25 protein-coding genes are annotated in these 20,607 nt (G+C 63.9%); 11 read left to right on the top strand and 14 right to left on the bottom strand.

Features of this window, described 5'->3' with window-relative positions; genetic code table 11:
• Positions 1-117: 117 nt before the first annotated feature.
• From ACNHGR_RS11055 to ACNHGR_RS11035, 5 genes are all read left to right on the top strand, one after another.
• Complete coding sequence (locus ACNHGR_RS11055) at positions 118-1,335, top strand: argininosuccinate synthase (RefSeq protein WP_475286062.1); 1,218 nt, start codon at positions 118-120, stop codon at positions 1,333-1,335.
• A gap of 255 nt (positions 1,336-1,590) precedes the next feature.
• Positions 1,591-2,244, top strand: coding sequence for a methyl-accepting chemotaxis protein (locus ACNHGR_RS11050; protein WP_475286060.1), 654 nt, complete (start codon positions 1,591-1,593; stop codon positions 2,242-2,244).
• Positions 2,245-2,418: 174 nt separating this feature from the next.
• The gene (locus ACNHGR_RS11045) at positions 2,419-3,123 is read left to right on the top strand and encodes an EF-hand domain-containing protein (RefSeq protein ID WP_475286058.1); all 705 of its coding nucleotides are present in this window, start codon (positions 2,419-2,421) and stop codon (positions 3,121-3,123) included.
• Positions 3,124-3,240: 117 nt separating this feature from the next.
• The gene (locus tag ACNHGR_RS11040; protein ID WP_475286056.1) at positions 3,241-3,960 is read left to right on the top strand and encodes a response regulator; all 720 of its coding nucleotides are present in this window, start codon (positions 3,241-3,243) and stop codon (positions 3,958-3,960) included.
• Positions 3,957-5,354 (top strand): sensor histidine kinase, encoded by a 1,398-nt coding sequence (locus tag ACNHGR_RS11035; protein WP_475286054.1) that lies wholly within the window; start codon positions 3,957-3,959, stop codon positions 5,352-5,354. The genes ACNHGR_RS11040 and ACNHGR_RS11035 overlap by 4 nt, the downstream gene beginning before the upstream one ends.
• A gap of 51 nt (positions 5,355-5,405) precedes the next feature.
• On the opposite strand, the gene ACNHGR_RS11030 is transcribed toward ACNHGR_RS11035, so the two are convergent.
• The 14 genes from ACNHGR_RS11030 to flgB form a co-directional block, all read right to left on the bottom strand.
• Positions 5,406-6,341 carry an alpha/beta hydrolase family protein gene (locus ACNHGR_RS11030; protein WP_475286053.1) on the bottom strand — a complete coding sequence of 312 codons (936 nt, stop codon included), beginning with the start codon at positions 6,339-6,341 and terminating at the stop codon, positions 5,406-5,408.
• A 223-nt stretch (positions 6,342-6,564) separates the two neighbouring features.
• On the bottom strand, positions 6,565-7,614 hold the full coding sequence (locus tag ACNHGR_RS11025; RefSeq protein WP_184267252.1) for a flagellar motor protein MotB: 1,050 nt from the start codon (positions 7,612-7,614) through the stop codon (positions 6,565-6,567).
• 3 nt (positions 7,615-7,617) lie between these two features.
• Positions 7,618-8,481: a flagellar motor stator protein MotA gene (gene motA, locus ACNHGR_RS11020; RefSeq protein WP_184267251.1), complete on the bottom strand. Its 864-nt coding sequence runs from the start codon at positions 8,479-8,481 to the stop codon at positions 7,618-7,620.
• Positions 8,482-8,605: 124 nt separating this feature from the next.
• Positions 8,606-9,448 (bottom strand): flagellin, encoded by an 843-nt coding sequence (locus ACNHGR_RS11015; RefSeq protein ID WP_475286051.1) that lies wholly within the window; start codon positions 9,446-9,448, stop codon positions 8,606-8,608.
• A 14-nt stretch (positions 9,449-9,462) separates the two neighbouring features.
• Positions 9,463-10,797, bottom strand: a complete 1,335-nt coding sequence (gene flgK / locus ACNHGR_RS11010) for a flagellar hook-associated protein FlgK (protein ID WP_184267249.1) — start codon at positions 10,795-10,797, stop codon at positions 9,463-9,465.
• Positions 10,794-11,120: a rod-binding protein gene (locus ACNHGR_RS11005; protein ID WP_475286049.1), complete on the bottom strand. Its 327-nt coding sequence runs from the start codon at positions 11,118-11,120 to the stop codon at positions 10,794-10,796. The genes flgK and ACNHGR_RS11005 overlap by 4 nt, the downstream gene beginning before the upstream one ends.
• A complete protein-coding gene (locus ACNHGR_RS11000) occupies positions 11,120-12,229 on the bottom strand; it encodes a flagellar basal body P-ring protein FlgI (RefSeq protein WP_475286048.1) in 1,110 nt (369 codons plus the stop codon). The genes ACNHGR_RS11005 and ACNHGR_RS11000 overlap by 1 nt, the downstream gene beginning before the upstream one ends.
• A gap of 17 nt (positions 12,230-12,246) precedes the next feature.
• Positions 12,247-12,924, bottom strand: coding sequence for a flagellar basal body L-ring protein FlgH (locus ACNHGR_RS10995; protein ID WP_475286046.1), 678 nt, complete (start codon positions 12,922-12,924; stop codon positions 12,247-12,249).
• Between the two features lie 9 nt (positions 12,925-12,933).
• Positions 12,934-13,722 (bottom strand): flagellar basal-body rod protein FlgG, encoded by a 789-nt coding sequence (flgG, locus tag ACNHGR_RS10990; protein WP_184267246.1) that lies wholly within the window; start codon positions 13,720-13,722, stop codon positions 12,934-12,936.
• Positions 13,723-13,803: 81 nt separating this feature from the next.
• Entirely contained in the window at positions 13,804-14,547 is a 744-nt protein-coding gene (locus tag ACNHGR_RS10985) for a flagellar basal body rod protein FlgF (protein WP_475286044.1), read from the bottom strand.
• A 32-nt stretch (positions 14,548-14,579) separates the two neighbouring features.
• Complete coding sequence (locus tag ACNHGR_RS10980) at positions 14,580-15,422, bottom strand: flagellar hook-basal body complex protein (RefSeq protein ID WP_475286042.1); 843 nt, start codon at positions 15,420-15,422, stop codon at positions 14,580-14,582.
• Positions 15,423-15,470: 48 nt separating this feature from the next.
• Positions 15,471-16,130 carry a flagellar hook assembly protein FlgD gene (locus tag ACNHGR_RS10975; protein ID WP_475286040.1) on the bottom strand — a complete coding sequence of 220 codons (660 nt, stop codon included), beginning with the start codon at positions 16,128-16,130 and terminating at the stop codon, positions 15,471-15,473.
• Positions 16,127-16,537 carry a flagellar basal body rod protein FlgC gene (gene flgC / locus ACNHGR_RS10970; protein ID WP_184267242.1) on the bottom strand — a complete coding sequence of 137 codons (411 nt, stop codon included), beginning with the start codon at positions 16,535-16,537 and terminating at the stop codon, positions 16,127-16,129. Before flgC ends, ACNHGR_RS10975 begins: the two co-directional genes overlap by 4 nt.
• Positions 16,538-16,539: 2 nt before the next feature.
• The gene (gene flgB / locus ACNHGR_RS10965; RefSeq protein WP_184272014.1) at positions 16,540-16,908 is read right to left on the bottom strand and encodes a flagellar basal body rod protein FlgB; all 369 of its coding nucleotides are present in this window, start codon (positions 16,906-16,908) and stop codon (positions 16,540-16,542) included.
• A gap of 255 nt (positions 16,909-17,163) precedes the next feature.
• Here flgB and ACNHGR_RS10960 point away from each other — a divergent pair, with 255 nt between their 5' ends.
• From ACNHGR_RS10960 to ACNHGR_RS10935, 6 genes are all read left to right on the top strand, one after another.
• Positions 17,164-17,832 (top strand): MotA/TolQ/ExbB proton channel family protein, encoded by a 669-nt coding sequence (locus tag ACNHGR_RS10960; protein WP_475286038.1) that lies wholly within the window; start codon positions 17,164-17,166, stop codon positions 17,830-17,832.
• Positions 17,829-18,338 carry a flagellar motor protein MotB gene (locus ACNHGR_RS10955; RefSeq protein ID WP_475286036.1) on the top strand — a complete coding sequence of 170 codons (510 nt, stop codon included), beginning with the start codon at positions 17,829-17,831 and terminating at the stop codon, positions 18,336-18,338. The genes ACNHGR_RS10960 and ACNHGR_RS10955 overlap by 4 nt, the downstream gene beginning before the upstream one ends.
• Positions 18,339-18,401: 63 nt before the next feature.
• Positions 18,402-18,992, top strand: a complete 591-nt coding sequence (locus tag ACNHGR_RS10950) for a flagella basal body P-ring formation protein FlgA (protein ID WP_475286034.1) — start codon at positions 18,402-18,404, stop codon at positions 18,990-18,992.
• Positions 18,993-19,035: 43 nt separating this feature from the next.
• Positions 19,036-19,311, top strand: a complete 276-nt coding sequence (gene flgM / locus ACNHGR_RS10945) for a flagellar biosynthesis anti-sigma factor FlgM (RefSeq protein ID WP_475286032.1) — start codon at positions 19,036-19,038, stop codon at positions 19,309-19,311.
• A 15-nt stretch (positions 19,312-19,326) separates the two neighbouring features.
• Positions 19,327-19,635 carry a hypothetical protein gene (locus tag ACNHGR_RS10940; protein ID WP_184267236.1) on the top strand — a complete coding sequence of 103 codons (309 nt, stop codon included), beginning with the start codon at positions 19,327-19,329 and terminating at the stop codon, positions 19,633-19,635.
• Between the two features lie 150 nt (positions 19,636-19,785).
• Positions 19,786-20,601 carry a lysozyme family protein gene (locus ACNHGR_RS10935; protein ID WP_475286030.1) on the top strand — a complete coding sequence of 272 codons (816 nt, stop codon included), beginning with the start codon at positions 19,786-19,788 and terminating at the stop codon, positions 20,599-20,601.
• Positions 20,602-20,607 lie beyond the last annotated feature (6 nt).

Here is a 20,607-nt window from a genome sequence, read left to right as displayed (position 1 = left end):
GGATCAGCCGATCCTCCGTCCCTTTTCCCGTGCGGCTTTTGTTGCGCTTTGCTGCCTTGGCTGTTACCGGCGCGCCGGTCATTACCGCGCCCTGTTAACGGAAGAATCGCCCAGCCCATGTCAGACAAGATCAACCGCATCGTCCTCGCCTTTTCCGGTGGTCTAGACACCAGCGTGATCCTGAAATGGCTTCAGCAGACCTATCAGTGCGAAGTGGTGACCTTCACCGCCGACCTGGGGCAGGGCGAAGAGCTGGAACCCGCGCGTGCCAAGGCCCGCCTGATGGGCGTCAAGGAAGAGCATATCTTCATTGATGACCTTCGCGAGGAGTTCGTGAAGGATTATGTCTTCCCGATGATGCGCTCCAACGCGCTCTATGAAGGCCTGTATCTGCTCGGCACCTCGATCGCGCGCCCGCTGATCGCCAAGCGCCAGATCGAGATCGCCAAGATGGTCGGTGCTGACGCGGTCAGCCACGGCGCAACCGGCAAGGGCAACGACCAGGTCCGCTTCGAACTCGGCTATTATGGCCTCGCCCCCGACATCAAGGTGATCGCGCCGTGGCGCGAATGGGATCTGGCCAGCCGCACCAAGCTGATCGAGTTCGCCGAAAAGCACCAGATTCCGATCCCGCGCGACAAGCGTGGCGAAAGCCCCTTCTCGACCGACGCGAACATGCTGCACACCTCGTCGGAAGGTAAGGTTCTGGAAGATCCGTGGGAAGAAACCCCGGACTATGTCTATTCGCGCACGGTAAACCCGGAAGACGCGCCTGACGCGCCGGAATATATCACCATCGATTTCGAGCGCGGCGATGGCGTGGCGATCAACGGCGTGGGCATGTCGCCCGCGACCCTGCTCGAAACGCTGAACGAATATGGCCGCAAGCATGGCATCGGCCGCCTCGATCTGGTCGAAAACCGCTTCGTCGGCATGAAGTCGCGCGGCATGTATGAAACGCCGGGCGGCACCATCTATCACCTCGCCCATCGCGGCATAGAGCAGCTGACGCTCGACCGGGGCGCCGCGCATCTGAAGGACGAGCTGGCCCCCAAATATGCCGAGCTGATCTATAACGGCTTCTGGTTCTCGCCCGAGCGCGAGATGCTCCAGGCTGCGATTGACTATAGCCAGGAAAAGGTGACGGGGACCGTCCGCCTGAAGCTCTACAAGGGCGGCGTCTATGTCGTCGGCCGCAAGTCGCCTTACTCGCTCTACAGCGAAAAGGTCGTGACGTTCGAGGACGATGCCGGCGCCTATGACCAGCGCGACGCGGCCGGCTTCATCAAGCTCAACGCGCTTCGGCTTCGTCTGCTGGGACGGCGCGACCGCTAAGAGTCTGTTTGGAAATGCGCCTCTGGCGCATCCGCACCGGCTCACGCCCCCACCCGACCGCCCAGACATGCTATCCTGATGGGCGGTCGGTGGGGTTCAAACGAATCACGTGCCTCGTTTGACGGCCGGTGCCGCATCGAAAATGCGCTCTTTCGCGCATGTTCCAAACAGGCTCTATTCACGCCGCAGCTTCCCTTTTGGGGTTAGCGACAGTTTAACCTTTGCACGGCATATGCTCCGCAATGGAGATATTCTGTGCATGGGCTTGAACTGGAAGCGGCCACGATCTTTCGGGCGATGGATCGCTCGACGGCGATCGTGACCTTCGATCGCGACTGCCGCGTGACCGGCGCCAACGACAATTTTCTGGCGCTGTTCGGCTATCGCTTTGACGAGGTGCAGGGCCGCCACCACAGCATGTTCTGCGATGCCGCCTATGCCCGCTCGCAGGATTATGCCCGTTTCTGGCAGCACCTCCTGTCCGGCCATTTCGACACCGGCGCCTATTGCCGCCTGGACGCGCGCGGGCAACAGGTCTGGATCAGGGGCAGCTACAACCCCATCATCGGCCCGGATGGCACCCAGACTGGCGTCATCAAATTCGCCAACGATATCAGCGCAGAACACCGCGCCATTGCCGCCCGTGAAGAGGCCGAGCAACGCCTGCGTCAGCAGGAAAGCGATCGTCGCAACGTCGTGGAACATGTGCTGGGCGAAGTCAGCGGTATCGTCGATGCGATCGACGGCATTGCCCGCCAGACCAATTTGCTTGCCCTTAACGCCTCGATCGAGGCTGCCCGCGCCGGCGATGCGGGCCGCGGCTTCTCCGTCGTCGCGGCGGAAGTGAAGAAACTGGCGGTCGATACGCAGGCCGCAACCGGCCGCGCGCGCGCCATCATCGCTGGCTGAAGCCCTCTGCCGCTGGAACAGCCGACGGCGCGCAGAAGGCAAACATCAGAAAGCAGAATACAAATTGCGACATTTCTCCGCCTGACCTGACATATCTGCGGGACAAATGGCCTTCATAAACGGTTTCAAGGACGGCGCATTGCCGTCCAGCAAGACGCTCAAGAAGGACATGACATGCTTGGCAAATTCTTCACTTCGGTCGCGGTCGGATCGCTGTTCGTCGGCGGCCTCGCGGCTACGCATCTAGCCTATGCCCAGCCCGGCGCCGATGGTGGCCCCGGCCCGCGTGGCGGCCTGATCGCAATGGCCGACACCAACAAGGACGGCAAGATCAGCAAGGCGGAACTGACCGCCGCGCTCGAAGCCCGCTTCGCGAAGATGGACGTCGATCATGACGGCCAGCTGACGCAGAAGGATCGCGATCTCAAGCGCCAGCAGCGTCTGGACGAACGCTTTGCCGCGCTCGATACCGACAAAAATGGCCAGATCAGCAAGGCCGAATTCACCGCCGGTCATCAGGCCCGTGCCGAAAAGCGCGACGAGCGCCTTGCCGAGGCGGGCAAGCCTGGCGAACGCGACGGGCGCGGCTGGGGCAGGGGCGGTCATCGCGGTCCCGGTCGGGGCGGCATGATGATGCGCGGTGGCCCCGGTGGTCCCGGCTTCGGCGACGCGAACAAGGACGGCACCGTCACCAAGGCGGAATTTATGGCCGGCCCGCTCGCCATGTTCGACAAGGCCGACACCAACAAGGACGGCTTCGTCACCGCCGACGAACTCAAGGCAGCCCGTCCGCAGATGCGCGGCCCGATGGGCCATCGTGATCCGGGGCAGCGTGGTCCTGGTCATGACGGCCCGCCGCCGCCCCCGCCGGCCGACTGATAACGGCTTTCCGGCCCGGCGTTCCTCCCCTGGCGCCGGGCCGACACCTTGGAAGGGCTAAGGTTTTCCCCTGCCTTCGCCCTTCCAACCTTTCTCCAGCCATGACAGACAGGCAAGATGAGCGAACGACCCCATCTCCTGCTCGTCGATGACGAGCGCTCGATCCGCGAACCGCTGGCGCAATATCTGTCGCGCAACGGTTTTCGCGTTACCGCCGTGGAAAGCGCTGCCGAAGCGCGGCTGCGGCTCAACGCCAATGCAATCGACCTTGTCATCCTCGATATCATGATGCCGGGGGAGGACGGCCTGTCCCTCTGCCGCCACATCCGCGAGACGAGCGAGATCCCCGTCATCCTGCTTACCGCCCGCACGGAGGAAACGGATCGGATCGTCGGCCTCGAAATGGGTGCCGACGATTATGTGCTCAAACCTTTTTCGCCGCGCGAACTGGTCGCCCGGATCAAGGTGATCTTCCGCCGCGTCGCCACCGGCGGCCAGCGCGTCACCGCGCCCGACGGCGCCAATTACAGCTTCGCCGGCTGGTTGCTCAAAACGCAGGAACGCACTTTGGTCGACAGCGAAGGCGTGTCTCTGCCGCTCTCCACCGCCGAATATAATCTGATGCTGGCCTTCACCACCCGTCCCAATCAGGTGCTCAGCCGCGACCAGCTGCTCGACATCACCCAGGGCCGCGAAGCCAATGCCTTCGATCGGGCGATCGACAATCAGATCAGCCGGTTGCGCAAGAAGATCGAGCCGGACCCCAAAAATCCCACGCTCATCAAGACGGTATGGGGCGGGGGCTACACCCTCTCGGCGGAAGTCCGCAAACTGTGAGGCGTCTGCGCCTCTGGCCGCAAAGCCTGGTCGGCCAGATCATCATCCTGGTCGCCATCGCCCTGTTCGTGGCGCAGGCGATCAATTTCGGCCTGCTGCTGCGCGAACGCAACCGGGTCGATCTGACGGCGCAGACGGCGCCGGTCGTCTACCGCGTCATCAACGCGCTCGATACGCATGTCGATCGCAGGTCGGATCGCCCTGACCGGTCCCTCAACCCGGATCGACGCGAAGAAGATCGCGAACGGCCCGAACGGCGCAATGTCGAATTTTCCGCCACCCGCCCGGTTCTGGACGGCAAGCCGCGCCCGGACGTGCAGGCGCGTGCGGAGGCCATGTTCGAGGATATCGGCCTGACCGTCCACTCGATCGTCGCGGCGGAGGATAGCCGCATCGCGCCGTTGCGCCGCTGGGAGCAGATCCGCAGCCGCGCCACCGGTGAAGCGCCGGGCGACCGGCGCATAGGCAGGCTGCGCCTTGCGGTCGAATATGAACCCGGCAAATGGGTGACGACGGAGGCGCGCATCGGCAATCGCCCCGCGCGCTTTGGCGGCTGGCTGATCGGCCAGACGCTGATTCTCTACGTCATCGTCCTGCTGCCCTTGCTCTGGGTCGGCAGCCGTCTCGCCCGGCCGCTCAAGCAGCTCACCGGCTCTGCCCAGCAATTCGCCCGCACCGGTGCCGCCGATCCGGTGGATGAACGCGGCCCCGGTGATGTGCGCGACCTCACCATGGCCTTCAACGCCATGCGGTCGCGCATCATCGCGATGCTGGACGAAAAGGACCGGATGCTCGGTGCGATCGGCCATGACCTGCGCACTCCGCTCGCTTCGCTCCGCGTCCGCACCGAATCGGTCGAGGATGACGGCGAACGCGCGCGTATGTCCGAAACGATCGACGAGATGAACCGGATGCTGGAGGATATCCTCTCGCTCGCCCGTGCCGGGCGCAGCACGGAAAGCCCGCAGAAGGTCGATCTCGCCGCGCTGGCCGACGCCGTCGTGGAGGATTTCATCGAACTGGGATCGCCCGTCGACCTGTCCGACAGCGACCGCGCCGTGGCCTTCGTGCGCCCGCAACAGATCCGTCGCGCGCTGCGCAACCTCATAGAAAACGCCATCGTCTATGGCGACCGCGCCCATGTGACGGTGCTGCACGAAGCGGGCACGATCCGCATCGCCGTCGCCGACGAAGGGCCGGGCATCGCGCAGGACCGCATGGCCGAAATGCTCGAACCCTTCACCCGCCTCGAAGGATCGCGCAACCGCGAGACGGGTGGGGCTGGCCTTGGCCTTGCGCTCGTGCGCGCCATCATGGCGGAGCATCAGGGCGAATTGCGGCTGGCGAACCGGCCGGAAGGCGGGCTGGAAGCGAGCCTGGTCCTGCCAGCCTGAAATGGAGCATAGGCCGTCAGTTGGCGCAGGCTCTCCATCGCGATCGGCCTCCTATTGAAAGAGGAAGGCCTTATATTTCGAGTGACTTAATCCCTTGTGCACCGCGGGCAGGGCGCTCGCGTCGTCCGTCGCCAGCAGCAGGCTGATGGATTTGATCAGCACCTGTTTGGGCGGCGGCTTGTGGCCACCCGGCCAATGGCCCTGAATATGGAGAAGATTCGGCCCGAACAGGCCAAATGCGGGGGCCGGTTCGGCAAGGCCATGGGCGGTGCCATAGGCCTCCAGAAACGGCCCGGCATGGTTGCGTACATGCATGGTGTCGGGGCCATTTTGGAAATAGATGATCCGGTTGCCGCGCGGCTGGCTATAGAGATCGCAGAGATTGCTGTGCCGGGCGGCCTTCACCGCTGGGTCGATGGCACCGAAATCGGCATGATCGAAACATGCCCGCGCATAATGCGCGACGGCTTTCTCATGATAGAGTGCGATGTCCGTTTGCGGGTTCCAGACCAGCGCCGTGGAACCGGGCAGGAAAGCGGACGCACGCAGCGCCGCAAAGCCGCCGCCCGATCCCCCGATCAGGATGACGCGGTCATAACCGGCGGCAACCCTGGCAATGAGCGCCTGGATCGCGGCGAATACGTTGTAGGCCGCACTGCCGGAAAACCAGCCAAGTTTCAGATTGTCATCGGACAGGGACAAGGTCGCATCGCTGATGAGTAGGCGGTCGGCATCCGCATTGTCGGCAATCTTGACCCCGGAAAAGACCGGCAGCGTATAGCTTTCCATGATGTCGTCGGGCATCGCCCCATGGAAGAAGATCATCAGGTTGCGCGACTGCTTGTCGCGGAACAGGATGTGGAGCCGTTGGCCCCCATCGGCGATTTCGTGAATACCCTCGGCGATCCGGTCGAGCGTCTGAAATGCGCCGATATCGGCATGATGAAAGACCGGGTCCGACCAAGCGCTGAAATCCCATCTCGCCATGCGTGTCGACACCCTTCAAGCCGCTGCCATGTTTCTAGCTGCCTGTCTTCCTAAAGGGCAAGGACGCGGTTGGGGAAGGCCCCGGCTGGCAATATCCGCCGACCAAGGCCTTCCTCCAGAGCATTTTGAAGTCATCTGGACCAGATGACGGCTCGCAAAATACGGAAAACAAAAGACTCTTAGGGCATGATGTAGTTCAATCCGAAAACATCCTGCTCCAGGATCAATGCTTGCCGGGCTTGTTCGACGTCCCCGGCGCGGTCGGGTTGATCAGCGCGGCGCCCGTCGGCAGGCCGGTGCCGCCCATGTCCAGCTTCTGTGCCTGTTCCCTGGCGACGCGCTGCGGATTGTCGCGCTCCTTGATCGCCGCCTGGGTTTCGGGGTCCTGTTCCTCGTCGTCATCCTTGCTGCTGCCGCGGGTCCAACCCAGGATGATCGACATGCGCCGGTTGCGCGGGTCATAGGCATCATCCTTGATGAACGGTTCGCGATCGGCCACGCCCTCGATCCGGGCGAAGCGGTCATTGCCGATGCCGCTCTCGGCCAGCGCCCGGCGCGTCGATTCGGCGCGGTTGGACGACAGCATCCAGTTGCTCATGGTCCGGCCCGATGCATAGGGCAGGCCGTCGGTATGACCGCGCACGATCACCGGATTGGGCATGGTCTGCAATACGGTTGCGACTTCGCCGATCAGCGTGCGGGCCTGCGGGACCAGACGGTCCGTACCCATGGCGAACATCGCGAAATCGGCCTCGTCGATCAGGTCGATGCGCAATCCTTCGCGCGTTTCGGTGAAGCGCACATTCTTGCGCAGCTTGCCCAGCCCCTTGCGCATCATGCGCTCTTCCAGGCTCTTCTTGATCGACTCGAACTTCTGCCGGTCCTGCGCCCGCATCGCCTTGCCGCCCTGGTCCTTGGTACCGGTGGCGTCGCGCGGGATGGTGATCGACAGATTGCCGACGCCGCCCGTGGTCGGGTAATTTTCCTTGCCGGTCATGCTGTCGCCGCCCATCAGGCCGGTCGACCCGGCCGACGCCATCTTCAGTTCGACCAGAGTCGGCGTGAAATAGTCGGCCAGCGCCTTGCGCTGCTTTTCGGTGGTCGCACCCAGCAGCCACATCAGCAGGAAGAAGGCCATCATCGCCGTCACGAAGTCGGCATAGGCGACCTTCCAGGCGCCGCCATGATGGCCGCCATGCCCTTCGACGATGATCTTCTTGACGATGATGGGCCGCGGTTCCGGCTCGTTCGCGCCGCGCTTCTTCTCGGCCATGGCTTATTTGCCCCGCATGCCGTCGAACACCTCGGCAAAGCCGGGCTGGTTGGCATGGGTCAGGCCCGAACGGGCGGCTTCGATGACCAGCGGCTGCGGATGGCCGTGCAGCGAGGCGATGATGATCTGCTTGACGACATGATAGATGGCGCCATCCGCCTCGATCACTGCGCGGCAGCGATTGGCGAAGGGATTGACCATGCCATAGGCAAGCAGAATGCCGAGGAAGGTGCCGACCAGCGCCGAACCGATCATCGCGCCCAGGATGGCGGGCGGCTGGTCGATCGAGCCCATGGTCTTCACCACGCCCAGAACCGCCGCGACGATACCCAGCGCGGGCAGCGCGTCGGCTAGCCCTTGCAGGTTGTCGGCGGGCTTGATCGCTTCATGGTGATGGGTCTTGAGTGCATTGTCCATGACATCCTCGACCGCGTGCGGGTCGAGCGTGCCGGATGAAATGACGACCAGGCGCAGCGTGTCGCTGATGAGGTGGACCAACGCCTTGTCCTTCATCAGCTTGGGATATTCGGTGAAGATGGTGGAACTGGACGGGTCTTCGATATGGGGTTCCAGCGCGACCGGCCCTTCGACGCGCAGCGTCTTCATCAGCTTCGACACCAGGAAGATGCAGTCCAGAAAATCCTGCTTCTTGTATTTGGCACCCTTGAATACCTTGCCCAGGCCACCACCCAGCGCCTTCAGGTCCGCGCCGCTATTGCCGATGACGAGCGCGCCGACGGCGGCGCCGCCGATGATGAGCATTTCATGGGGCAGGGCATGCAGCACCGGACCAAGGTCGCCGCCGGTGAAGGCAAAGCCGCCAAACACCATGACGAGCAGAATGACGAGGCCGATGGCTGCGAACATGATTATCCCCGATTGAAACGCCCCGCAGGCGGTAGTCCGATGGCATCTTTGGCGATGCCGTTCTTAAGGTTAATACGGACTGGTTAGCGTCCGGTTTAGGACCGTGGCGCCTTTTTACGGCGGATCATTTGATGAGGTCGAACAGCGTCTGCTGATTGATGCGCGCGAAGGTCGTCTGCGCTGCATCCAGTTGCAACAGCCCCGACTTCACCTTGGCGATGACCTCTTCCAGCTTGGTGGATTCCAGGTTCGATCGCTTTTCCGTCAGGCTCAGGTCCACATCGGTCAGGCGGGTGCCGATCACTTCCAGCCGATCGCTGCGCACGCCCTGCTTGGCCTGTTCGACGGTGATATGCCCCTGCGCCGTCTGCACGGTCGTGACCGCAGCCGCCATGGCGCTGTCGTCTCCGCTTTCCACGGCGGCGATGCCCTGCGCCAATATATCGTCGATCGACATGGATGTGCCGTCGACGTCGACAGTCGTCACGTCCTGCTTCGTGCCCACGACGGCCAGGTTGAGGCCGCGGCTGACCGGCACCAGCACGCTTTGTCCGTCATCGAACACGGATACGCCCTGATAATCCTTCTGGTTCATCAGTTCGTTGATGGTGGTGCGGATGGTCGACATTTCCTCGACGATCGCGGCACGATTGGTTTCGTTCGTCGAACCATTGCGCGCCGACGTCACCAGTTCCTGTGCGCGCGTCAGCAGATTGTCGATTTCCGACAGATTGGCTTCGGCATTGCCGGACCGGGCCTGACCATAGCTGACATTGGTCTGCCAGGCGGCCTGCTGCGCCTGCGCCCGGCCGACGTCGGATACCTGCACCCAGGCCAGCGCATCGTCCGACGGCTTGTTCAGCGTCACGCCGGTCGAGATCGCGGTCTGGCCGGCGACCAGTTCCTGCGACAATTTCTGCTGCCGGCGGATTTCGGCGAGCATGATTTTGTTGGTGATGCCTACCATGACTCAGTCCTCCGTCAGATGATGTTCATGATGGAATCGAGGGTTTCCTTGGCGACCTGCAATATCTTGGCAGATGCCGAATAGGCCTGCTGCAATCGCAGCAGATCGGCTGCCTCCATGTCCAGATCGACGCCGCTTACCGCTTCGCGCGCCGCGACCGCCTGGTCGTTGCGGCTCGACGCGGTTTCCGCTTCCGCCTTGGTCGATGACAGCAATGTCGCCTGCTGGGCGATCAGGGACGTCCAGTTCTGCTCCACGCTGCCATTGCCGCGCAGGGCGGTGCTGACCGTCAGCAGATTGCCGTTGGCCGTCCCGTCGGATGATTTGAGCGCCAACTGGGCCGGGTCGGTGACCAGCGCGGTCAGGCTCGCGGCGGTCGTGCCGGACAGCAGGGCGCCGCCTGCGGCGCCGCCATCGGTCAGGCCCTGGGCATGCCAGTCGTTCAGGTCGGTGACGAACTGTGCCGCCAGCGTGTCCAGGCTTTCGCGTCGGTCCGCGACGGTATCGGCGGCCGAAAAAAGGCCGCCCAGCGTACCGCTGGCCGGCGCGCTCAGCGCCGTGCCATCCGCCAGCCCCAGCGACAGCGTACCATCGTCATTGGCGGTCATCGTCAGGCTGGTCGCGCTGTTGCCGCTGACCAGCGTCTGCCCATTGAAGCTGACCTCGGCACTGTCGTTCGCGCCGAAGCTGATCGTGATGTTCATATTCTCCGACAGCGTCTGCAACGCGGAATCGCGGCTGTCGAGCAACTGCGCATAGGCAGACGTGCCCGGCTGCGCGCGCAGCAGGCTGTTGTTGATGTCGGCCAGCGCGTCGAGCGACTGGTTGATCGTGGCGACGGAGGCCTGGCCTTCCGTGGCGATGCCCTCGGACACGGTCTTCAAGTCGGCGGCGGTCTGGTTGAAACTCTGTGCGACCCGGCTGATGCTGTCCAGAGTCGTCACGCGCAGCGACGTGTCGGTCGGGCTGGCGGCCAGCTTCTCCATATTCTGGAACATGCTGGTCATCAGTTGGCCGACACCGGTGCTGGTATCGTTCATCGCGGTTTCGGAATCGCTCAGCCAGCGCAGGCGCGCATTCGCACTGCCCAGCGCCATGCCGGTATTGCGGACCGTGGCATCCAGATAGGGATCGGACGCGCGATTGACGCCGGCTACCTGCGTGCCGCCGAAATTGGCGCGGGCGATATAGAGCGACATGGTCGCCGTCGATGCGCCGGACTCGATGGTTGTCACCGACCGGCGGGCATAGCCTTCCGTGCTCGCGTTGGAGATATTCTCCGCGATCGCGGCCATCGCCGTGCGATAGGCCTTGGTGCCCGATGCGCCGATGACGAACAGGTCGCTCATGCGCCGGTCGCCTTGCTGGCGGTGGCGTCAGTCGTAGCTGGCGTGTCGCTGACGCGGGCGCCGAACTGCTTCATGAGCAGTTCGGCGATGCCCATCGCGCCCTTGCCGGCCATTGCGTCGGCGGTGCGGGCGTCGGCCATGTCCTGAAATTGCTGGGTCGCGCTGGAATCGGTGATGCCCTCGGCGAGGCTCGCCGAGCGCATCGCGCCGATCATCTGGCGCAGGAAGACGGCCTCGAACTGCTGCGCCGCTTTCTGAAGCTGCGCCTTCTGCGAGGATGTGGCGCCCGTTGCGGCGGCATTGCCTGTCGTCGTTACCTGCATCACAGCACCACCAGTTCCGCTTTCATCGCGCCCGCCTGTTTCAAGGCTTCGAGGATCGCGACCATATCCGCCGGGGACGCCCCGATCGCATTGACCGCCTTCACTATATCGGCCAGCGACGCTCCACCTTTAAAATTAATCATCGGTTTCTTTTCCTGGTCGATGCTGATGCTGCTCGACGGCTCCAGCGCGGTCTGGCCCTGGCTGAAGGGGGCGGGCTGCACGACGCGCGGGCTTTCATTGACGCTGACGGTCAGTTTTCCGTGCGCCACGGCGGCCGGATGGATCTTCACCGCGCCGTTGATGACGACCGTGCCGGTGCGGGCGTTGACGATCACCTTGGCGGGCGCATCGGCGGGCGAAATCTCGATATTCTCGATCATGCCCATCATCAGGATGCGGTCTTCGGCGCCCGGCGTGGCGTCGATATTGACCGATACGGCGTCGGTCGCGCGGGCGCGGCGATCGCCGAAGGTCTTGTTGATGCCGTCGGCCACGCGCAGCGCCGTGGTCAGGTCGGCTTCGGCCAGGTTGAAGGTCAGGGTCGGCGCGGTATCGAAACCGGTCGCGACCGCCCGTTCCACCGTAGCGCCGCCGGGAATACGGCCGGCCGACGGGATGTTGACCGATACCTGGCTGCCATCGGCGCCGGATACGCCGAGGCCACCGACGGCCAGGTTGCCCTGCGCCATGCCATAGATTTCATTATCCGCACCGCGCAGCGGCGTCATGATCAGCGTACCGCCGCGCAGCGACTTGGCCTTGCCCAGCGCCGAAACGGTAACGTCCAGCCGCTGACCGGGCTTCGCAAAGGCCGGCAGATCGGCCGTGACCAGCACGGCGGCCGCATTCTTGAGCGCCGGATTGACGTTCGACGGCAGCGTCAGACCGAAGCGCGATACGACGCCCTTCATACCCTCGGTTGCATATTGGATGCTGTCGTCGCCGGTCCCGGCCAGACCCACGACGATGCCATAGCCTGTCAGCTGGTTGGGACGGACGCCCTGAAACGTGCCCAGATCCTTGATCCGCTCGGCATGGGCCGGCACGGCCCCGCCGCCAAAGGCCAGCGCGAAGATCGGCAGAAACAGGCGAAGAAGGCGGATCATGGTCGTTCCGGTTTCCATCAGAAGGGGCTGATTGCGGAGAAGAAGCGCTGGAACCAGCCCTGACGGCTGGCATTGGCGATCTCGCCCTTGCCCTTGTAGATAATCTTGGCGTCGGCGACGCGGGTCGATGCGATGCGGTTGTCGGGCGCGATATCGGCCTGGCGGACGAGGCCGCTGATCTGGATGAACTCGTCGCCGCGATTGAGCGTCAGCGCCTTCTCACCCTTCACCAGCATCGTGCCGTTGGGATAGACCGCCGCGATCGTCACGGTAATCTCACCGGTCAGCGCGTTCGACTGGCTGGCATTGCCCTTGCCGGTAAACGTATTCTGGCCGCTGGCGCCGATATCGGTGGGCGAAATCAGCTTGGACAGGATGCCGGTGCTCGGCGGCGTCAGGCCAACAGAGCCGTTGCGGGCGGTGTCGGCGCTGGTGGTCTTGCTCGCCTGCGTCCGTTCGACCAGCACGATGGTGATGATATCGCCCACCGTGGTGGCGCGCGCGCCGCTGGTCAGCGGGGTATAGCCCATCGACGCCTGAAAGATGGAGCCGTTCGCGGCGGGCGCGACCGGCTGTGCCACCGTCGGCTGATAATAGTCGCGTTCGATCTCGCGCTTCTTCTTGCCCGCGTCGGCGGGCGAGGCGGCAAGCGCGATCAGCGAGGCGGCGGCGAGGACGGCGTGGGACAGGCGCATCATTCAGCCTTAGATATTCTGGTTGACGTACTGGAGCATCTCGTCGGTCGCCTTGATCATCTTCGAATTGACCTCATAGGCGCGCTGCGTCTCGATCATGTCGACCAGCTCCTCGACGATGTTGACGTTCGACGTTTCCAGATAACCCGACCGCATCAGGCCGCGGCCTTCCAGACCCGCCACACCGACCTGCGGCACGCCGCTCGCGGCGCTTTCGGTCAGCAGGTTGCCGCCGATGGACGTCAGGCCCGCCGGGTTCATGAAAGTGGCGATCTCGATCTGGCCCAGATTGCTCGGTTCGCTTTCGCCCTGAAGCGTAGCGGTAACCGTGCCGTCATTGCCGATCGCGACCGACGTCGCGCCCTGCGGCACGGTGATCTGCGGGATCAGCGGCAGGCCGTCGCTGGTGACGACGGTGCCTTCGGCGGTGACGCTGAAATTGCCGGCGCGTGTATAGGCGATGGAGCCGTCGGGCTGCTGCACCTGAAAATAGCCCGACCCTTCGATTGCGATATCCAGAACATTGTTGGTCTGGTTCAGCGTACCCTGGGTGTTGATCTTGCTGGTGCCCTGAAGCGCCACGCCCGATCCCAGATTCAAACCGTTGGCGAACTTGTTCTCGCTGTCCGAATTGGAACCGGCCTGGATGATCTGCTGGTACGCCAGCGTCTCGAAATCGGCGCGGTCCTTCTTGAACCCGGTCGTGTTGACGTTCGCCAGATTGTTGGCGATCACGCGCATCTTCGTGTTCTGCGCGTCAAGGCCGGTGCGGGCGACATGAAGGGCGGCGTTGCTCATCGTTGTATCTCCGTGGCGGCATCCCGGAGGATGCTCATGCAGTCATCACAGCAAGATGCGTGCCAAAATTAACTATATGCCTCAGCTGTCGAGGCGCATCAGCGAGGCGCCGCCATCGTCCAGCTGCTTGGCGGTATCGATCATCTTCACCTGGGTTTCCCAGGCGCGGCTCGCCTCGATCATCTGAATCAGGGCCTGGGTCGCGTTGACGTTCGATCCTTCCAGCGATCCCGACGTGACGGTGGCCAGCGGATCGGATGGCAAGGCGCCGCCATTCACTTCGCGAAACAGGCCGTCGGTGCCCTTGGCGATGCTGGACCCGGCGGCATTGACCAGCTTCAGCTTGTCGACCTGCGCCGGATTGGCGGGGTCGCCGCCCTGCGGCACGCCCCAGATGCTGCCATCCTTGGCGATCGACACGCTGTCCATCTGGGGCAGGGTGATCGGGCCGCCTTCGCCCAGCACGGCCAGGCCGTCGCCGGTGGTCAGCAGGCCGCTGTCTGTGACCTTCAGGTCGCCACGGCGCGTATAGGCTTCGCTGCCGTCCGCAGCCTGAACGGCGAGCAAAGCATCGCCGTTCATGGCCACGTCCAGCGTGTTGCCGGTTTCGGTCATCGCGCCTTGCGCCATGTCGGCGGCGATGACCTGTTCGGATGCCTGGGCACGGGTGTCGAACGTGTCGCCCTGGATCCAGCGCGTCTCGGCATTGGCGATTTCGGCGCGAAAGCCGACGGTGTTGACGTTCGCGAGGTTGTTCGCGACCGACGCCTGCCGCGCCATCGCGCCGCGCATCGCGGTAAGGGCCGTGTTGACGAGCCGATCCATGGGCTAAACCTTCTGTCCCGTGCCTGAAGCGATTAGGTGCGCAGGTTGACGATGGTGGTGGTCAGCGTGTTCGCTGCCTCGATCGCCTTGCTGTTCGCCTGGAAGTTGCGCTGCGCCGCGATCAGGTTGACCAGTTCGTCGGTGATGTCGACGTTCGAGCGTTCCAGGAAGCCCGAGTTGACGGCGCCGAACAGGCCCTGATTGGCGGTGCCCAGCGTCGGGGTGCCGCTCGCGACGGTCGAGGTCCAGTGGGCGTCGCCCTCCTGACGCAGGCCTTCCTGGCTGTTGAACGAAGCCATGGCGACCTGGCCCAGATAGACGGTGCTGCCATCGGCGTAGACCGCCGAAACCAGGCCTTCCTTCGACACCGCGACGCTGTTGAGCTGCGCGCCGTCGGCCGCGCCGTTCAGCGTGGTCGGGATCTGAAGGTCGGTCAGGTCGGCCGGCGTGGCGCCCGTGGTAGTGCCGGTGATGTCGCCGGTTTCGGGATCGACCGCGAACACCTGGATGCGCGAACCGGTGGTGTCGACGGCATAACGGTCTTCATCGACCGAGAAGGCGCCGTTGCGAGTATAGCTGACGGTGCCGTCCTCGCCCTTCACGGTGAAGAAGCCTTCGCCGGTGATGGCAAGGTCGAGCGTCTTGTCGGTGCCTTCGATCGTGCCCTGCGTGAACTGCTGGGCAACGTCCTGCACGCGCACGCCCTGGCCGGCGACCTGGTTGGTGGTCTGCATCGGCGCGGCGGCGAAGATGTCGCCGAACTGCGCCTTGCTCTTCTTGAACGCGGTCGAGCTGACATTGGCGACGTTGTTGGACGTGGTGGCGAGGTCGATCTGGGCGGCTTTCAGGCCCGACAGGGAGATGTAGAAGGACATGGCGTTGCTCCTTGGGTGAAAAGGATTTGGGGGTGAGGGTGAGAGAGATTACATCAGGCTGATCGCGTCGGACGGGCTGTAGCTGCCGAGCGCGGTGATGAGTTTCGAGGATGATCCGTCGGCGGGCGACTGGACGGCGGCAATGGTGGCCCAGGTCGCGACCTGGCTGGTCGTGGCGCCGCTGACCTTGACCTGAAGGGCGGAGGTCGAAACCGTCTCGCCCGCGTCATTCTTGCCGTCCCAGTAGAAGGTCAGGTCGCCGGCCGGCTGCGCGCCGGTTTCGATCGACTTGACGACATTGCCGGCGGAATCGACCAGGTCGATGGTCGCGCCTTCGGTGGCGGCGGACAGGGTAATCTGCCCGGCATAGGTGCCGGTGGCGTCGGGCGCGGCGATATTGCTCTGCACCAGCATCGACTTGCCGATCCAGCTGGCTGCATCGCCCAGCCGCGTGCCGGTCAGCTCGCTCGCCATATTCTTCAGCGTCTGGTTCATTTCCGCGATGCCGGACGAATTGGTGATGGTCGCCATCTGCGACACCATCTGCGCGTTATCGACCGGTTCGAACGGGTCCTGATACTGCATCTGCGCGGTCAGCAGCGTCAGGAAGCTGGACTGGTCCATCGTCGCGCTGCCCGTGCCGATCGTGGCATTGGGGTTATAGACCGAAAGGCCCGCGCTGTCGGTGACCGTGGATGTGGTCGTCATTTGCCGATCCTTATGGTTTCCATCATCAGGGACTTGGCTGTGTTCAAGACCTGGACGTTGTTCTGGTACATGCGGGCGGTCTCGATCATGTCGACCAGCTCGGCATTGCCGTCCACGGCCGCTTCCCACACATCGCCATTGGCATCGGCCAGCGGATGATTGGGGTCGTGGCGCTTGGTCGGCTCCGCATTGGTGGTGACGACATTCTTGACCTTCACCGTCGACACGCCGGGCGTGTCGGTGACGCTTTCGAACACCGGCTTGATCGCGCGATAGGCTTCGCCGGCGGTGCCGGTGACGTTGCCGGCATTGGCCATGTTCGATGCGGTGGCGTTCAGGCGCACCAGCTGGGCGCTCATGGCGCGGCCGGCGATGTCGAAGATGTTCATGGGCGTATTGCTGCTCATGCTCATTCTCCCTTCAGGGCGCGGTTGATGGTGTTGATGCGGCCCTCAAGGAAGGAGAGGGTCGTGCGATATTTGACCGCATTTTCGGCGAACAAAGTCTGTTCGGTGCTCAGTTCGACCGTATTGCCGTCGAGGCTGGGTTGCAGCGGCACGCGATAGCCCATCGCGTCATCGACGGCCTTGGACACGTCGGTCGCGCTGTTGCCGGCCTGCGTCGTGGCTTCCTTGAGCGCGGACTCGAAATCGATGTCGCGCGCCTTGTAGTTGGGCGTCGAGGCATTGGCGATGTTGGACGCGAGCAGGGACAGGCGCTGCGAACGAAGCGCCAGCGCCTTTCCGTGTATCCCGAACAGATTGTCATCCACCGACATGGTCAAATTCGCTCTAAAAGTTTCTGGTCCCCCGCCGTTCTGACACCTGATGGCGTCTCCTCCGGGTGATCCCGTCGGAGATCAGCAAGAGCCGTGCCAATTTGCGTGGGTGACGCATCGGCAGCACGGAAAACCCCGGCAAACGGGGTGTTTGCGGGGGGAGGCGGCAAGGGTGGCAATTTTTTGCCGGCCGGCGGCAGGGCGTTGCCGCCAGCCGATGAGAAGAGTCGATGAGATGATGGGAACAGCAGGTTCATGATCGCGATAATCAGCCATTTGTTCGATCCGCTGACACTGGCCGCGATGCTGGCCGGGATCGCGGCGGTGGCTCTGTTCCAGAATGGCGTCGGCGCGATGGGGCGTGCCATGGCCGCCCTGCGTCCGCTGCTGACCGCCGATCCCGCGCGGGATCGCGATGCCGCCCGCGCGGCGATGCTCAAGATCGATCAGGTGGCGCAATTGCGCGGCCTGTCCTGCACCGACCGGGTGAAGACCGCCAATCCCTTCCTGACCGAAGCCGCGCGCAAGCTTGCCAATAGCGAGCGCACCGACCTGTTCGAACTCTGGGCGGCGCAATCGCTGGCCGATCGGGCGCAGCGCCATGGCTCCGTGCACAAGGTCTGGCTGTCGATCGCCGACGCCGCGCCGGCGCTTGGCATGGCCGGCACCATCATCGGTCTGGTCGGCATGTTCGCCGCGATGGACGATCCCGCGAGGCTTGGCCCGTCCATGGCGCTGGCTTTGCTCACCACCTTCTACGGCGTCGTCATCGCCAATATCCTCGCCGCGCCCGTCGCCGCGCGTCTGGCCGACCTGTCGGAGCGCGAACTGGCCTGGCAGCGCGAAGTGGCGGACCGGATGCTAAGCATAGCCCGGCGCGAAAATGCGCCGCTGCGCCGCGCCACGATCCGCGAAGTCGCATGACCGCGCCTTCTGCCACGGCATCGGCTTCCACCGCCCGGCGCAATCGCTGGGCGGTCAGCTTTGCCGATCTGCTCCTCCTCCTGCTTGCCTTCTTCGTGCTGTTGCAGGCCAGCGGATCGCGCCGCGACGCCATGCTTTCTCAGGTTAGCCAGCAATTTGGCGGGCGGGCGATGCAGCAGGGCGTGGACCTGCGCGCCGCCGACCTGTTCCTGCCGGGCGAAGCCCTGCTCAGCGATGCCGGCCGCGCACGCCTGTCCGCCGTAGCCAAGCGTTTCGCGCAGGCGCCGGGCGGGGTTGAAGTCCGCAGCGACGGGTCGGACCATGGCCGCCAGCGCTTCGACGACTGGGATTTGGCCGCCGCCCGTCTGGGTGCGGTCGCCCGTGCGCTGCGCATGGATGGCATCGCGCAGGATCGCCTGCGCATTCGCGGCCTCGACCAGGGCGATGGTCAAAGCACGGGGCAAGCCGGGCAGGGGCAGATCATCAACATCGCACCCGGCCGTTAATCATATTTGGCACGAAAATTGCTGAAATCCTGACAAGACCGTATTTCCGTCAGGAGACATGCCGTGTTCCGATTTTCCTCCCTCCTCCTCGCCGCCGCCTCGCTGACCAGCGTGTCGCCCGCGATGGCCCAGGTACAGGGCAGCCAGAAATTCGAGAATCTCGACCGTATCGATAGTCTGGTGGCGATGACTGTCGGCGCGAATCTGGGCGAACCGGGCGGCCCCGCCGCGCCGGTGGATCGGCGTTTGCGCCTTGCCGCCTGCCCGACCACGCCCAGCGTCGAAGGCCCTATCTTCGGCGCCGCGATGGTGAAGTGCGATGCCCTGAATTGGCGCATCCGCGTGCCGCTGGTTGCCGGATCGGCCGCCGCCGCGTCGGGGCCGCTGCCCCGCACCGCCGCCACCTATGGCGCCGTCAACCGCTTCACGCGCCCGGCGCCTGCCGTCGCGAAGGAAGCGGTCGTGCGCAAGGGCGATCCGGTGCAACTGATGGCCGGCAACGCCGCTTTCAGCGTGTCGCGCATGATGGTAGCGGACGAGGACGGCGCCCTGGGCGAGACGATTCGCGTGCGTGAAGACAAGAAAAGCGCGCCTATTTTCGCCCAGGTCGTAGAAATGGGCGTTGTGCGCGTTCCGGGATTTAATGATTTTTGAACTTGTCCGTTATAGTCAGTAGGGACGAGTGAAGGATTATCCAATGATCAAGTCAGTGGGCCAGAATATCAGCGCTGCCATCGAGGCTTCCCGCCTGCGGGAAGGGACCAAGACGCGCGCGACTGCCACCACCGGATCGACCACGGCCGCGTCCGCCGCCGCATCCAGCAGCCCTGCCGCGCGCATGGCCGCCGAAGGCGCACCGGTCGACATGGACCGTATCGCCGCCATCAAATCGGCCATTGCCTCGGGCAATTACCCGGTTAACCCGTCCGCCATTGCCGAACGCATGATCGCGCTCGACCTGTCGGCGGCCTGATAGAGGAATAAAGCCATGCCGCTGGGTCTTGCCGCGTTGGATGATCTGTTCGACGCGTTCGAGGATCTGCGCGATGTGCTTGACGGCAATGATGCCGCCGCGATCGAAATCGCCAGCAATCGTGTCAGCCGCGCGGCCTCGTCCGTCCGCGCGATTGGCGCCTGGCGGTCCGATCCCGCGGTGGTGGAACGGCTGAGCGTCATGATGCCGCTGCTCGACAGCGCCCGTATTCGTGTGAAGCTGCTCGCCGATCATGCGCAGCAGCGCCTCGCCATCCTCGCCGCCCATGGCGCGCAGACCGCGCCGCTGACCTACGGCCGGTAAAAGCTGACGAAAAATATTTCGACTTTCGGCTAAAGCGGCGCCTTCGGGCGCCGTTTTACGTTTTGGGGACACGAATCCCTTACCCGCGTTAACCAAATCTTGGCACAAACATTGCTCTAATGTCCTCGCTAGCAAGTGAGGATTTTAGTCGTGTCCGCTTTCGCAGACATATCAGCAACCGGGACTTCGACGGGTAATCGCGTGACCAACGCGATTGCGATGGCGAGCCGCCGTACTGGTGTCGACTTTTCCTATTTGCTGGGTCAGGCCAAGATCGAATCTAGCCTGAATCCCACGGCCCGCGCGTCGACCTCGTCCGCGACCGGCCTCTATCAGTTCATCGACCAGAGCTGGCTCGCCGTCATCGACAAGCATGGCAGCGAATATGGGCTGGGCTGGGCCGCCAATGCGATCCAGCAGAGCGGCGGCCGTTACTATGTGGCCGACCCGGACCTGCGCCAGCAGATACTCGACCTGCGCAAGCATCCCGAAACCGCCTCGGTCATGGCGGCGGAACATGCCGCCGACAACAAGGCCTATCTGGAATCGAAGCTGGGCCGCGAGGCCGAGCCGGTCGATCTCTACCTCGCCCATTTCCTCGGCGTCGGCGGGGCCTCCAAATTCCTGTCGGTGCATGATCGCGCGCCCGGCGCCACGGCCGCCTCGCTCTTCCCGTCCGCCGCCCGCGCCAACCGCTCGATCTTCTACGACAAGCAGGGCAATGCCCGCAGCTTCGCCGAGATCCGCGATCGCTTCGCGTCCAAGCTGCAAAAGGGCGTCGATAGCATCGGCGGCGATGTCCAATATGCCTCCGCCGGCCTGCCTTCGGGCAGCAAGACGGTCCAGCCCGCCGACTATGTGCGGATCGAAACCCAGCGCCTCGCCGAGCAGCCTGACATCATGGTCAAGCCGCAACCGCAGACGGCGCGCCTCGCCTATCTCATGCTCGCCACCCTCGGAAGGTAATCGGCC

The organism is Sphingobium sp. RS1 (assembly GCF_056156825.1).
The sequence above is the reverse complement of the archived record's forward strand: the minus strand, read 5'-3'. Positions and strand labels throughout refer to the sequence as shown.